At 43.9% G+C, this 15,156-nt stretch carries 12 protein-coding genes and 1 other RNA gene; 10 read left to right on the top strand and 3 right to left on the bottom strand.

Annotated elements, in window-relative coordinates; all coding sequences use genetic code 11:
• The first annotated feature begins 210 nt into the window (after window positions 1–210).
• The 10 genes from galU (at window position 211) to KNP95_RS02350 (ending at window position 9,372) form a co-directional block, all read left to right on the top strand.
• On the top strand, window positions 211–1,092 hold the full coding sequence (gene galU, locus KNP95_RS02395; RefSeq protein ID WP_021065453.1) for a UTP--glucose-1-phosphate uridylyltransferase GalU: 882 nt from the start codon (window positions 211–213) through the stop codon (window positions 1,090–1,092).
• A gap of 21 nt (window positions 1,093–1,113) precedes the next feature.
• Window positions 1,114–2,322 carry a glycosyltransferase family 4 protein gene (locus KNP95_RS02390; protein WP_251138482.1) on the top strand — a complete coding sequence of 403 codons (1,209 nt, stop codon included), beginning with the start codon at window positions 1,114–1,116 and terminating at the stop codon, window positions 2,320–2,322.
• Window positions 2,319–3,659 (top strand): glycosyltransferase, encoded by a 1,341-nt coding sequence (locus tag KNP95_RS02385; protein ID WP_214835258.1) that lies wholly within the window; start codon window positions 2,319–2,321, stop codon window positions 3,657–3,659. The genes KNP95_RS02390 and KNP95_RS02385 overlap by 4 nt, the downstream gene beginning before the upstream one ends.
• 55 nt (window positions 3,660–3,714) lie before the next feature.
• Window positions 3,715–4,602, top strand: coding sequence for a YitT family protein (locus tag KNP95_RS02380; protein WP_128124240.1), 888 nt, complete (start codon window positions 3,715–3,717; stop codon window positions 4,600–4,602).
• Window positions 4,603–4,675: 73 nt separating this feature from the next.
• Window positions 4,676–4,900 (top strand): preprotein translocase subunit SecG, encoded by a 225-nt coding sequence (secG, locus tag KNP95_RS02375; protein WP_012726902.1) that lies wholly within the window; start codon window positions 4,676–4,678, stop codon window positions 4,898–4,900.
• 102 nt (window positions 4,901–5,002) lie between these two features.
• On the top strand, window positions 5,003–5,743 hold the full coding sequence (locus KNP95_RS02370) for an alpha/beta hydrolase (RefSeq protein WP_058764114.1): 741 nt from the start codon (window positions 5,003–5,005) through the stop codon (window positions 5,741–5,743).
• A 15-nt stretch (window positions 5,744–5,758) separates the two neighbouring features.
• On the top strand, window positions 5,759–8,164 hold the full coding sequence (gene rnr, locus KNP95_RS02365; RefSeq protein WP_214835257.1) for a ribonuclease R: 2,406 nt from the start codon (window positions 5,759–5,761) through the stop codon (window positions 8,162–8,164).
• A 49-nt stretch (window positions 8,165–8,213) separates the two neighbouring features.
• On the top strand, window positions 8,214–8,684 hold the full coding sequence (smpB, locus tag KNP95_RS02360) for an SsrA-binding protein SmpB (protein WP_214835255.1): 471 nt from the start codon (window positions 8,214–8,216) through the stop codon (window positions 8,682–8,684).
• Window positions 8,685–8,733: 49 nt separating this feature from the next.
• Window positions 8,734–9,089: a transfer-messenger RNA gene (gene ssrA / locus KNP95_RS02355) on the top strand.
• 127 nt (window positions 9,090–9,216) lie between these two features.
• Window positions 9,217–9,372, top strand: coding sequence for an alcohol dehydrogenase (locus KNP95_RS02350; RefSeq protein WP_214835252.1), 156 nt, complete (start codon window positions 9,217–9,219; stop codon window positions 9,370–9,372).
• Window positions 9,373–9,706: 334 nt separating this feature from the next.
• On the opposite strand, the gene KNP95_RS02345 is transcribed toward KNP95_RS02350, so the two are convergent.
• From KNP95_RS02345 to KNP95_RS02335, 3 genes are read right to left on the bottom strand one after another with little or no spacing between them, the layout of a single operon-like run.
• Entirely contained in the window at window positions 9,707–12,625 is a 2,919-nt protein-coding gene (locus KNP95_RS02345; protein ID WP_214835250.1) for an AAA family ATPase, read from the bottom strand.
• Window position 12,626: 1 nt separating this feature from the next.
• Complete coding sequence (locus tag KNP95_RS02340) at window positions 12,627–13,205, bottom strand: ABC-three component system middle component 1 (RefSeq protein ID WP_214835248.1); 579 nt, start codon at window positions 13,203–13,205, stop codon at window positions 12,627–12,629.
• Window positions 13,195–14,955 (bottom strand): dsDNA nuclease domain-containing protein, encoded by a 1,761-nt coding sequence (locus tag KNP95_RS02335; protein WP_214835246.1) that lies wholly within the window; start codon window positions 14,953–14,955, stop codon window positions 13,195–13,197. Before KNP95_RS02335 ends, KNP95_RS02340 begins: the two co-directional genes overlap by 11 nt.
• Window positions 14,956–15,156 lie beyond the last annotated feature (201 nt).

Raw genomic sequence — 15,156 nt, 5'->3', positions numbered from 1 at the left:
AGACTAGTGTAGGTAAAAGGAGGCGTTCGTCATGATGATCAGCGGTTTTCTCCTTCTTCTCATCGCGCTCGGTGTAGGCGGTTGGTTCCTGTACAAGTATATGGACGACCGGAAATGGTCGTGACGTATGTCACGGCCGTTTTTTTGTGTGCGTGAACGCTAGAAAATTGGGTATAATCATCAGATACAGCATAAAAAGGAGAGACGTCCATGACACGCGTACGGAAAGCCATCATACCGGCCGCCGGGCTCGGTACCCGCTTCTTGCCGGCGACGAAAGCGATGCCGAAAGAAATGCTCCCGATCGTCAACAAACCGACGATCCAATTCATCGTGGAAGAAGCCGTCGCTTCCGGTATCGAGGACATCATCATCGTGACCGGGAAGAACAAGCGCGCCATCGAGGACCATTTCGACCGGGCCATCGAGCTCGAACAGAACCTCGAGTCAAAAGGCAAGACCGAGCTCCTCGAGTCGGTGCGCCACTCGTCGAACCTCGCCAATATCCACTACATACGGCAACAGGAGCCGAAAGGGCTCGGTCACGCGATTTGGTGTGCCCGCAAGTTCATCGGCGACGAACCGTTCGCGGTCCTGCTCGGGGACGATATCATCGAGGCGGACGTGCCGGCGACGAAGCAATTGATTGACCAGTACGAGCAGTATGAGCGTTCGATTATCGGGGTACAGCGCGTCCCGTATGAAATGACGAATCGATATGGTATAATTGACCCGCTTGCCGTCGAAGGGAAGCTCATCCCGGTCCGGACGTTCGTTGAGAAACCGGCCGTCGGAGAAGCCCCATCGAACCTCGCCATCCTCGGCCGCTATATTTTGACGCCGGACGTCTTCGAGGCGTTGTCGGCGCAAGAAATCGGGACGGGAGGCGAGATCCAACTGACGGACGCCATCGCCCGCTTGAACGAGGTGGAGACCGTCTTCGCCTATGAATTTGACGGGCGCCGCTATGACGTCGGGGAACCGATCGGCTTCATCGAAGCGACGATTGCCCATGCGCTCTGCGACCCAGATTTAAAAGCCAACGTCCACACGCTCTTGAAGCGCTTCGTGGACGAACTCGAACAACAGTAAGGTGTGTTATTTTTGAAAACAATGTTAATGGTCTGTCAAAACTATTATCCGGAAATCGGCAGTGCCGGTAACCGGATGCAAAATATTACGCATCTCATGAAAGAACGCGGTTACGAGGTGGAGGTCATCACGGCCGCCCCGTCGTATCCGAACTTCAACTTGTATAAAGACGACCGCTTCTGGAACGACAAGGCGCTCAACAACCAGCCGTTCATCAAGCGTCTCATCACGAAGAAACGCAAGCATACGTCGAACATGGTGAGCCGGCTCGCTTTGTTTTTGGAACAGATGATTAAAGGCGTCGCTGCCGTCCAAAAGCTCGACTCGAAACCGGATGTCGTCTTTGCGACGACCCCGTCTTTTTTTATGGCGTTCGTCGGTGTGTATGCGAAACGGAAGTATGGCGTCCCGTTCATCTTGGACGTCCGTGACCTGTGGCCGGAGTCGGTGAAAGGCGTCGGCGTGTTCAAACACGACTGGATGCTCGCCCCGGCGTTTTGGTTTGAGAAGCGGTTGTATAAGGCGGCCGATGAAATCATCATCAACTCGGAAGGGTTCCGTAGCTATTTGCGCCAACGTGGCGTCGACAACGACATGATTCATTACATGCCGAACTCGATTCGCGAGAGCGAGCGCAACCTCGAGCGGACCGTCCCCGAGGACGACCGTATGGAGATTCTGTACGCCGGAAACATGGGCCTCGCCCAAGACGTGTCGCTCTTACTCGAACTCGCGGAGCGGTTCCGTGACGAGCCGCGCGTCCATTTCAAATTGATCGGCTACGGATACCGGAAGAACGAATTGAAAGACATGATTAAAGCCCGCGGTTTCAAGAACTTCCTGTTCCTCGAGGCGATGCCTCGGACGGAGGCGTTCCAAGCCATCAAGAACGCGGACGTCGCGTTCGTCAGCTTGATCGAGCAAGAAGTGTTCGATACGGTCATCCCGGGCAAACTGATCGATTATATGGCGGTCGGCAAACCAATCGTCGCGGCGGTGTCAGGCCATGCGGCGAATGTCATCGAAGCGGCCGAGGTCGGTTACGTGTCACGGAAGCGTGACATCAACGAGATCGAGCTCATGCTCCGGAAACTGCTCGAACGTCCCGACTTGCGCGAGAAGTACGGCGTGAACGGGATCCGTTATGTGAAAGACAATCTGTGTTGGGAAAACAACATACACGTCCTCGAAGACGTGATAGAAAAAGTAACGATGGAGGAAACACGATGAAGTCAGTATGTATGTTTGTATGGAACCATTTTACGAATGATGCGCGCGTCTTGCGCGAATGCTCGGCACTCGCCGAGGCGGGCTATGAAGTCGATTTGATCGCGCTCCAAGACCCGAAAAATCCGTCGCTCCCGAAAGAGGAGATGCGTCCGGAAGGATTCCGCGTCATCCGCGTCAAACGTCAGCCGTCGATTCTCGCCAACGGGATGAAGGCGCTCAAATCGGTCCGCACATGGGTCAGCGCGAAGAAGACGCGTCAACTCGGTGCCGGACTCGTCGGCGCGGGACTGCTCGTCCTCGCACCACTGACGATGATCGGACTCGGTGCGGCAGCTGGTGCGATTTTGTTCCCACCGGTGCGTAAAAACATCGTCAACGCGAGCGCGATGCTCGAGATGGTGTTCACTTCGACGAAGAAGTCGTACGATTTCTATCACGCCAACGACTTGAACACGCTCCCGCAGGCATTGATTGCCGGGAAGCTCGTCAACAAAGGTAAAATCGTCTACGATTCGCACGAAGTCCAGACGGACCGGACCGGTTACGGTTATATCCAAAGTAACCTTGAAGGCTGGCTCTTGCCGTATGTCGATTCGATGATGGTCGAGAACCACACGCGCGCGGCGCACAACGAAGAGCTCTACGGATTCTATCCGTACGTGCTCCACAACTATCCGTTCTATCGTCCGCTCGACTTCTCGCTCCGTAAAGACTTGCATGCGCTCCTCGACTTGCCAAAAGATGAGAAGATCCTCTTGTACCAAGGCGGCATCCAAGCCGGCCGCGGACTCGAGCAACTCATCCTCGCCGTCAAGGACTTCAACGAAGGCACGCTCGTCATGATCGGGGACGGGAAACTCAAGCCGGTGATCAAACAAATGATCGAGGACGAGGGCGTCAGCGACCGCGTCAAGATGATTGACAAAGTACCGGTCGAGGCGTTACCGTACTATACGATGAACGCGTATCTCGGTTTCCAAGTGTTGAACAACGTCTGCTTCAACCACTACTCGGCGTCATCGAACAAACTGTTCGAATATTTGATGGCCGAAGTACCGGTCGTCTCATGTGACTTCCCGGAAATCGAACGTGTCGTCGCCGGCAACGACGTCGGTGTCGTCGTCGATTCGCACGACCCACAATCGATCGCCGAAGGCGTCAACCGCCTGCTCGACGATCAAGCACTCTACGCCCGTGTCAAAGAGAACACGAAGACGGCGCGTGAGCAATATAACTGGGATTTGGAAAAAGAGGCACTCTTGAACGTCTACACGAACGTCGTAGACCGCAAGTTGCCGATTATGAAAGACGGTGCGCCAAAGCCAGTTCAACAGTAAAACTTAGACTGCGGCTTTGTGCCGCGGTCTTTTTTATATGGAAGGGGGACAAATGATGAAACGTCAGCAACAACATCTATTGCGTCAACAAGTCTGGAAGAAGCTCCAATCGATTTCCTTGAAGGATATCGCCTGGATCGTCGCCGGCTCATTCATTCTCGCGTTCGGGGTGAACTATTTCACCGTCCCGAACGATTTCTCGGAAGGCGGCCTGCTCGGGGTCACCATCATCCTGTACTACTTGTTCGGCTGGGACCTCGGGGTCACGTCGATTATCGGGAACGGGATTTTATTCATCGTCGGCTATAAGCTGCTCGACCGCCGGACGATGGTCTATTCGGTCGTCGCTGTCATCGCGACGTCGTTCTTCCTCAGCTTGACCCATGACTGGGGCAGCCCGGCCGAGGACAAACTGCTCGCGGCCGTGTACGCTGGGATCATGATCGGGGTCGGCATCGGTATGGTGCTCCGTGTCGGCGGGACGACCGGAGGCGGGGTCATCATCGCCCGTCTCATGGAACGCTATTTGCATATGAGCGTCGCTGTGTCGATGTTCATCATCGATGCCATCGTCGTCGGGGCGTCAGGCTTCATCCTCGGGGAACAAGTCGTGCTCTATACGTTGATCGCCATCATCATCGGCTCGTGGGTCATCGACCTCGTCGCTGAAGGGCTCAACATCCGTAAGGCTGTCACCATCATCAGCGACAAGCAAGAAGAGCTCGCCGTCGTGTTGACGGAGACGCTCGGCCGCTCGGCGACGATTATTCATGGTCACGGCTACTATACAAAGCAGGATAAGAACATGCTCTATATGATCGTCGATAAGCGCCAAGTCGGCCCGCTCAAGAAAATCGTCGAAGTGACAGACCCACGTGCCTTCGTCGTCATCCACCAAGTGAAAGAGGTCATCGGGGAAGGGTTCAGCTACCCGTCCCGATAATTTGAAAGCTGGTGTTTTGACGTCAACTTCTATATAATAAGAAGCGTGTAAAAAGAAGGAGGAACTGACTACTATGCAAACGATCGCTACAATCAGCCTACTCGTCGTGGCTGTTTTATTGATTGTCGTCGTACTGCTCATGTCAGGTCGGTCGCAAGGTCTTGGGGCGATTGCAGGTGGCGCGGAGCAGTTGTTCGGCCGCCAGAAAGCGCGCGGCTTCGACGCTGTTTTGAACCGAACTGCAGCTGTACTAGGCACATTGTTTTTCATTTTAGGATTACTAGTCGCATCATTATGATGAAAGGCTGATCGTTCTCGATTTTTACGTGAGGCGGTCGGCTTTTGTTTTTTTCAATTATTTTTTGGGAATAATGGATTGTATGAGGAGATGACGTTAGCAATGAAAATTACAGCACCGAAACCGTTCTTCTTTGAAGGCGGACCACGTGCCGTGTTGATGTTACATGGCTTTACCGGATCGAGCGCGGATGTCCGCATGCTCGGTCGTTTCCTGCAAAAAGAAGGCTATACGTGTATGGGTCCCCAGTACCGGGGCCATGCCGTCCCGCCGGAAGAATTGCTTCAGTACGGACCGGCGGACTGGTGGGAGGACGTCTTGAACGCCTATCAGTCGTTGAAAGATAAAGGCTATGAGGAGATTGCCGTCTGTGGCCTCTCTCTTGGCGGCGTCATGTCGCTTCGCCTCGCTTCACAGGAAAACGTCAAAGGCGTCATCCCGATGTGCGCCCCGACCGGAATCGATGCCGAGGACCGGTTATACAAAGGAGTCAAAGCTTACGCTCGAGAATATAAATCTCGAGAAGACAAATCACCTGAACAGATCGAACAGGAGATGGCGGACTTCAAACCGATGCCGACGCTCAAAGACCTCCGTGCCTTCGTCCGTGACACGACGACAAAACTCGAAGATATTTTCGTCCCGGCGCTCGTCGTCCAAGGGGCGAAAGATCAAATGGTCGATCCTGAATCTGCACACGAAATTTACGAGGCGATCAACGCGTTCCAAAAAGAACTGCTCATGTATGAGGAGTCGGGACACGTGATCACACTCGATAAAGAAAAAGAGAAACTGCACCAGGACGTGCTCGATTTTCTCGAAACGTTAGACTGGTCAGTCTAAAAAGGAGGTGTCACGTTGAATTTACGTGACCAACTACTAGAAATCATCCAAGCCAGTGATAAAGCACTGACAGTGGACCAATTGACCGAGCGTCTTGCGCTCGAGTCGACGGATGCCTTTAAAGAGCTCATCCGCACCTTGAACACCCTCGAAGAAGAGGGCTTAATCGGCCGCACACGGACGAACCGTTACGGGACGCTCGCCGTGCTCGGCCAAGCAGCGGGAATCATCTCGATTCACCAACGCGGCTTCGGCTTCTTATCGGTCGAAGGGGAGACGGAAGACGTGTTCCTTCCGCCTGACCAATTGAAAGACGTCTACCACGGGGACACGATCCTCGTCAAAAAACGCGAGGACAACCGCGGCAAGACCGAGGGCGTGCTCCTCAAAGTCTTGAAGCGTGGCTTGTCGGAGTTCGTCGGGACGTATACGCTCCCGAGCGGACGCCTCGACCAGTTCGCCTTCATCGAGCCGGATGACAAGCGCATCAACTTCTGGCCGGTCGTCAACCCGGACAAATCGCTCGGTGCCGTCGATGGCCATAAAGTCGTCGTTCGCATCACGAAATATCCGGACGGACGTTTCGCCGGAGCGTGTGACGTCGTCCGCATCATCGGACACAAGAACGACCCAGGCGTCGACATCTTGTCGATCGTCTATAAGCACGGCATCCCGACGGAGTTCCCGGAAGATGTCATCGACCAGGCGAACGCCGTACCGGACGAGGCAGACGAGAAGGACTTCATGGGACGCGTCGATCTTCGTAACGAGACGATCTTCACGATTGATGGCGAAGACGCGAAAGATTTGGACGATGCCGTCCACGTCAAGAAACTCGACAACGGCAACTATGAGCTCGGCGTTCATATCGCCGACGTGTCACACTACGTGACGGAAGGGTCACCGCTCGACGTCGAGGCGTTCGAACGGGGGACGAGTGTGTATCTCGTCGACCGCGTCATCCCAATGTTGCCGCACCGTCTCTCGAACGGAATCTGTTCGCTCAACCCGCACGTCAACCGTTTGACGCTCAGCTGTGTCATGGAGATCTCCCCGCAAAACGGGAAGGTCGTCAATCATGAGCTGTTCCCGAGTGTCATCAAGACGACGGAGCGGATGACGTACACGAACGTCCGTGAAATCATCGAACGCGATGACGAAGCGACGCTCGAACGTTATGAGCCGTACATCCCGTTGTTCGACCTGATGGCCGAGCTCGCGGAAGTGCTCCGCACACGCCGTAACTCACGTGGTGCCATCAACTTCGATTTCGCCGAGGCGAAGGTCGTCGTCGACGAGGAAGGCAAACCGGCCGACATCGTCTTGCGTCCACGCTCGGTCGCCGAGAAGTTGATCGAAGAGTTCATGCTCGCGGCCAACGAGACGGTCGCCGAACACTTCCACAAGATGGACGTGCCGTTCATCTATCGTGTCCACGATAACCCGAAACCGGACAAGCTCGATTTCTTCTTCGACTTCGTCGCGAACTTCGGCGTGCACATCGAGCGGTTCAAAGGCCAAAAGGTCGAGCCGAAGACGCTGCAGAAGATTTTGAAGGCGATCTCAGGTGAACCGGAAGAGCCGGTCATCAGCACGATCATGCTCCGCTCGATGCAACAGGCGAAGTACGATGACGTCTCGCTCGGCCACTTTGGCTTGGCGACCGACTTCTATACGCATTTCACGTCGCCGATTCGTCGCTATCCGGACTTGATTGTCCATCGTCTCATGCGCACGTACGTCTTCAATGGCGACGTGTCAGAGAAGACGATTGCCAAGTACGAGGACCGTCTCGACTCGATCGCCGAACAGGCGTCGAAACGCGAGCGTCGTTCGGTCGATGCCGAACGCGAGACACAAGCGCTCAAGAAAGCCGAGTATATGGAATCACGTCTCGGAGAAGAGTTCGACGGCGTCGTCAGTGGCGTCACGAACTTCGGGATGTTCATCGAGCTCCCGAACACGATCGAAGGGCTCGTCCGTCTCCAGTCGATGGATGACTATTACCACTTCGACGAGTCGCAGCTCATGTTGCTCGGCGAGCGGACGAAACGTCAGTTCCGCATCGGGGACGCAGTGCGCGTCAAGGTCGACGCCGTCAACTTGGACGAGCGTACGATCGACTTCACCGTCGTCGGCATGCCGAAGCGGGAACAGTCGCGCCGTCGCCAACCGACGACGATTAAAGCGACGGAAGGTCGTCCGAAGAAAGACGACAAGCGTGGAGGACGCGGTCGTGATGACAAACGTCCGAAGCGTGGCAAGCCGGGCAAACCGGGGAAACCTGGCCAAGCCGGGAAATCGTCGAAACCAGGCGAGAAGCCGAAGTCGTCGCAAGGACGTTCGGCGCTCGACTTGAAGAAGAAAGACGGTCAAAAACGTAAAGGCGACGCCAAACGCGGAGCGAAGAAGCGTCGCTGACGGGAGGGGGCGACCCCTCCTCCATATTGAAGTAAAGGACTGAATGTCTATGGCCAAGAAGAAAGATTCGAACGCGCTCGCGCAAAACCGAAAAGCGTCCTTCGATTATGCGATCGAAGATACGATTGAAGCCGGCATGGTGTTGACGGGGACCGAGATTAAATCGGTGCGCCAGTCGAAGATCAATATCGCCGATGCGTATGTCCGTTTTGACGGTGGCGAGGCGACGCTTCATAACTGTCATATCAGCCCGTTCGAGCAAGGGAACCGGTTCAACCACGAGCCGCTTCGTATCCGAAAGCTATTGTTGCATAAGAAGCAAATCAATCAGCTCATCGTCGCACAAGGGCGTGACGGTTATACGATCATCCCGCTCAAAGTGTATCTTAAGAACGGCTTCGCCAAATGTCTCCTCGGCATCGGGCGCGGGAAGAAGAAGTATGACAAGCGCGACGACTTGAAGAAGAAAGACGCGAAGCGTGACGTCGACCGGGCACTGCGGGACCGGCAAAAATACTGACAGCGAGACCTGATTGTGGTATAGTTGTTGTAGTACCAATTACCACCTCGGGGACGTTATGGATTCGACGGGGGTAGGTCGGTCGTATGTGGCGTGTCGAGGGGTCGGCCTCGTTAAAACGCAAACGCCTATAACTGGCAAAACTAACACACAACTCGCAGCAGCCTAAGTGCCCTGCGGATCCTGACATCCATCGCTTGTGTGGATGATTATCAGGGTCTCAAACTAAGCAAGCTACGCTTCAACCTCGCCGTCTGAGGGCGCGAAGAAGAGATGAATCAGACTGGATGCGACAACGCCTGTTTATCGGCAGTGTCACATTGAGATTCAATAGATAAACTACACACGTAGAAGCATGCGTTACGATGCCTTCGGACGCGGGTTCGACTCCCGCCGTCTCCATTTTTAAGCAGTCTATAACGACTGCAATCAATGATATTTCATGAAGACCTTCTAATTTCATTGAGATTAGAAGGTCTTTTGATTTTTATGGAACAACTCAATCACAATGAAATGAAAGCAGGTGAACCAAATGGGAAAATATCAATTAGATACGAAAAGTAAAGTGGCTGCTGCCAAGTATCAAGATGGGAAAAAACCAGCTGTCTCGAATAAAAAAGATAAGATCAATCAGATTCGAGAAGCATATTTGCAGAAGAAAAATGACAAGAAACCATCTAGGGAATGATCAGACAGCTTAGCTGCCTTTAAGTGTCATGCTATAAGAAGTTGAAATGAAAGAAGAGGGTCATCCGTGTTCGATTAACAAAGAATCAATCATGAGTGTGCCAAATTGCATGAGTCTGCTCATAATTTTTTAATTCGAAATCTCAACTTGGATGTGATAATGCTTGTTTGTCGGCATTATCACATTGAGACTTAATTGATGAACTACATACATAGAAGTTTGCGTTATAATACCTTCAGACGTGGGTTCGACTTCCGCTGTCTCCATTAAGATTTAACAAAAAAGATAACCTATGAGAGTGATTTCTTTTGGTTATCTTTTTTGTTAATTTTTTTTATGTGTTACTTAGTAACCTGTATTGATTAGATTGAATTTTTATTGCTTCCTCTGTGTACGACTGTATTTTAAAATATGCACATTCATTTGCATCCAAATTAATTTTTCTTATAAGTAACTTCCCAAAGTTAGAATCATGTGTACTTAAAAAGATTTGTCTGCTTTCTATCAAGATTAAATTTGAAATTACATCTATAAATGAAAAAGCATTAATATCGTCTAGATTTTGAAATGGATCATCAATGCCTATTACTTTAAGGTTACTCCAATTTTGTGATTTGTTAAGTGCCAAAAATATACTCATCGCTAGCACTGTAGATTGAGCAGCACTTAATGTAAGACTAGCGTTTTGGGAAATTTCTTTGTTGACACTAGTTGAATTGACATTGTGTAGAGTGTTGCTTAACATAAGAAAAAGCTCATTCTCTTTTGTTATCATATTCACATAATTTAGATAAGAATGTGGAGAAATTTGTCTGAAATATTTATTCACAAGTTCTGATAAATTATTTAAATATTTATTTACTAAGTCATTTTGTATTTTTTCATGTTGATCACTAAAATTATTTAATTGAAGAGACACATTTTCATATTTTATAATGTCATTATTAATTTCTGAAATTTGGGAATTGATATTTTTTATTGCAATTTCTAAATCACTGACTTCATCAAGGTTTAGATAATTTGTTACCACGTTTAAAGCATTATTAGACAGATATCTTGCATTCTCTATAAGCTCGCAACTTTCATCAATAAAAACTACAATTTTTGAGCTATCTAAAGGTAAAATAGTCTGATATTTCTCTTCTATTTCATTTTTAATTTCCTGAAGGGACTTTATTTTCTTTATTTCATTTTTAATAAGTTGGTCATTTTCAATAATTTTATTTTCGACTGTACTAATAACTTTTGTCACATTTGTAATATAGAGTTTGGTTTTTGAAATCCTTTTTTCTAATTTTTTTTCATTTGAAATCAGGTCTTTATCTAAACGATTTTCACTTACAAACTTAACTATCTCTTCTTCGATATTTTTTACTTGCTTTTCCAGTTCCATTATTAAATTAAGTTTCTTTTCAATTTCAAGATATCCTTCATATTTATTTTCGTTTTCTTTTTTAAATGTTTGAAGGATTTTGATCATAGTTTGAATGTCATGTAAATTTTCAACTTGTATAGAATTATTAAAATTTAAAGAATTCATTTCTTTTTTTATAGTAGAGTATGAATCATTTATACGGTTAATTGAAATCTCTAGGAGGTCCAATTTTTGAGTTTCTAAAATTTGTTTAGTAACAAATTTATTTTTATTAACCTTATATGAATTTATTGATAGTTCAATTTCATTTAAAAATAATTTAGAGTTTTCTATTTGATCATAAATTGACGATTTAAGTGTTTCAGAGTTATTAAAATTTGTCCCGCACACGAGACAGCTTTGTCCATTGTTATTTAAGTGATGTAATTGAACTTCATTAATTATATTATGAATTTGAATATCTAAATTGCTACTTTTTTTATTTTCCAACTTCAAAATATTACTTTCGGTTTGAATAATTTTTTGTTGAATTTCTTTTAATATATCTTTTTGTACTTTGATTTTTTTGTTTGTGTCTTGTTTTTTTACGTTAAGAGTTTTTAATTCTTCTTTTAGGTGAAGAATTTTTTCTTTTTGTAAAAATTGATTCAATTTTTCATTATTATTAGTAAATTGTTCTTTGAATTTTAGAATTTCGCTAAAATTAATCTCTAAGGATGTTGTTGAAATAACTTCAAGTATATTTTTTATTTCTTTACGTTGTTTATCTAACTCTTTTTGTTTTTTTGTTTGTAGCTCTTGATTTCTAAGAAGTGACTGATTGATAAAAAGTATTTTCTCTAAGTTATGTATTCTGGAATTTGACTTTTCTAATCCATGCTTACGGTTATGTACATATCTTTGTAAAGTATGAATTTCTTTTGTAATATCCTCAATTTTAAGATTTGAACCATAGTCAGAAATATATAAATTTCTTGATTCAATTTTAAATTTTTGTTCTAATAATTTGTGTTTCTCGGAATCAAGAATATTAATATATTGAATTAAAAGCTCTTTTTCCTTCTTTGTAATAGTAGTAATATTTTTTATGATCTCATAAGAATTTAGATGGACATTACTGTTATTTATCCAGCACTGTTGAATTTGTTTTATTACTTCCGACTTTAGTAAAACGCCATTTTTTTTACTGAAATCGTTTTTAATATTATATTCATTACTTTGTAATTCAAGTTTACGGGTTTTAATTTCTCTATCATTATTTAAAGAATTTAGTTCTTCTGAGCACTTTTTCTTTAATTTTTGTAAATACTCTTTAAAGTCATTTCCATATCTAGTTATACCCAATGCATGTTCTAGCTTTTTATAGCGTTCACTCGGTTTATTCCCTCGTACAAACTCTTCTAAATTTTCTTGAGATAATATGAGTGTTGATTCGATAAATGTTAATAACTCAAAAGACGCTAATAAATCCGAATCATCTAATATTCTTTTGTCTATCAATAAATTTAAAATTTGATTTTGCCCTTCTTTAATACCGTAGCTTTTATTGTTTATAGTCAATTTAGTTTCGTTATTCTTTTTTATAGATCTTTTTATTTTTATCTCTCCATTGTTTCCTAAATATAGTTCAACAGTAGCTGCTTCACAGCCGTTATTTAGTGCATCATTATTGATTAAATAGTTAAATTGTTGATATTCTGTTGAGCCAATGTATCTTGAAATCTTTCCTGACATAACCCAATTGATAGCATCAAAAATTGTACTTTTGCCATGACCATTTGGTCCTTCAATAACAATCACTTTTCTATTATTGAAGTCAAATTCATGCTTACCTCTAAATATTCGAAAGTTCTCTAGTATAACCTTATTTATAAACATCTTACACCTCTTCTATCTTTAATATTTTATTAATGTCAACGCTATAATTTTTTTTGTCAGTCAAATACTCCTGAAAGTAACTTGTTAATAGAGTATTTGAATCCACTAAATCAGGTGTTTCTGGATCAAATGGAGTCTTTAATATTTCTTCTTTAAATATTTTGTCATAATCAAACTTCTCAGCATCTACCGTTTTTATTCTTATAAAAGGTATCTTATTAATATCTTCTTCGCTTTTGAGAATGTATTTTTTACAAATCTCATCATTTTTTTCTATTTTATTTATGGCTAATCTGGTTTCTACATCGTCTGAATTAAAATCTAGCACCATAAAGAAATATAGGTTGTTTTGAAACTTATTATCAATAAAATGTGAAGCGATTGATATTTGTACATAATCATCGTCTGTCCATCTAGATAATGAGTTCTTAGTTCTGTATTCCTTTATAAATATCATTCGAGTATCGTCGGACCAAGAATCAATATTTAACTGTTCAAGAGGATATTGTATTTCATTATTCATTTTTTTGTACACGAAATTATTATCTTTCAATACTTCGGAAATTTTTTCAGCTTTCAATATGTATCCGCTCCATTTCTTTGACCAAGTTATTGAGGTGATTACTCCAGGTTTCTATAAGGTCATCAGTTTTGAAACTATCTAATTCCATATCTTCAGAATTCAATACTTCAAAAAAATCGTTTATACCCTTACTATCTAAGAAATGCAAATGTGTGGGGACATCAGTTATTTTCTTAATTTCTTCATTAGAACTAGTAATTTTTTTGAATTTACTTAGTAAGGACGAGGCCGAAGATTGGGTCGCATCCTGTTTGGTTCCTAAAATCAAACAGTATAAATCTAATGTGATTTGTCTAGAAACCTCACATTCATTTAAACTAATTTTAATTTTTTCTAAAGATCTAAGCTGACTTTGTTTATTGCGAGCATGATAAATAGTAAATAATAAATTGTCTAGAACGTTTGACCTTCCTTGATGAAATAACATTCTTGCATCATGATAAACTTCTGAATTTTCTTCTAAAAATACTAGGAAGTATATAATAAACAGTAAAGCCTCTTTCAAGTGAACTATAATTTCACTCTCACTGTAATTCCATATCGACACACTGTTTTCAGCACTAAAAATTTGATTCAAAATGGACACGCAATACACCATGTTTTTTGAGTTGCTATCTGCTATATGATGATTAAGCCACTCAAGCTCAGATAACAGTTCTTGTTTTAATTTATAATTCGAAAATTGACTGTTGATATCATTATTTAATTCTTTTAAGGCAGTTTCGAATAATCCCCAAGCACTATCATAATAAGTCTCTACGGTCATTACTTCTTTTGCTTCAACTAACCATGTATCTACCATTTTTTTTATTTCTTGATTGGTAATAATTAAATCACTTTTATTGATTTTTTCTTGAGCGTCTTGGTGACTATTTGATATTACATATTGAAACATTCTTTCAACAATATAATTAGAAATTGATAGGTTTCTCATACCATCTATATCTATGATTTCACCTATCATATGTATAATGTCTCGTTTTAATTCTTCGGTAGACCCAAGTTTATTGATAAACAGTTTATCTAAGTAATAGTCAATATTTTTAGAAGAGTAAGCATTAAAGTCATGGTAAGATCCATTAATGCTAATAGGTTTAATAATTTCTTTTTTTAGAGTATCATCGTCATTTATTAATTCTGTTGTTCCAAGCTCTGTAATTTTTAGTAATTTGAATTCCGAATTATCTGTATATTTAGCCAATCCATCCAAACTATGTCTGGGGGTATTTGTAACAATTTCGAATTGAGGAAGAAGTACTGTAGCATTTTCTATGTTAGGATTTATTAAAAAATGTTCATAACCCAAAAAATTTTTCTCAACCCAGCTGTTAAAATGCGAGATTGGAGGAGTAGTTTGTTTCATTGGCTTTCTTTTATAAAAATCGTTAGGTTTATGAGTTTTATAACCATCCTCTTTTACCGTTTTGACTTGAATAAATCTTACTTCTGCATCTCCCAAAAGTGTAATATCATCAAAATATTCCAAAATCACAGAATGCCACCAGTTGTGTTTTGCGGGATATATCATCCATGTCATATAGTACATTGCTACATAGTATTGGTAGACAAATCCTCTCATTGCAATTAGTCCACCCAAATCTTTTAAATTCCCCTTCATCAGCGAATCGACAATTTGGTCTTTATGTTTTCGAATTTCATCTTTATCTTCTTCCTCAGATAGTGTGTTCTCAAATTCATTTAAGTCAAATTCGATTCTTTCTCTTATGTCATCCTGAGTAGTTTCCATTATTTCGCCCCATTACTATAATTTGATTATGAATATACTTCTAAGATATAGTTTAAATGCTCCTTAATTAAATAACCACTTTATGTAAAATTTTCTTCCGTTTTTGATGAATATACAACGACTAGTTCGTCTTCAGTTGTTCATAATTATTGAAAAGAGGGTATTAATCGACATTTTCTACATAGTTAAATTAAAAAAATA

Origin of the sequence: Exiguobacterium sp. s36, assembly GCF_018618345.1 — a bacterium.
Classification (GTDB): Bacteria; Bacillota; Bacilli; order Exiguobacteriales; family Exiguobacteriaceae; genus Exiguobacterium; species Exiguobacterium chiriqhucha.
The sequence above is the reverse complement of the archived record's forward strand: the minus strand, read 5'-3'. Positions and strand labels throughout refer to the sequence as shown.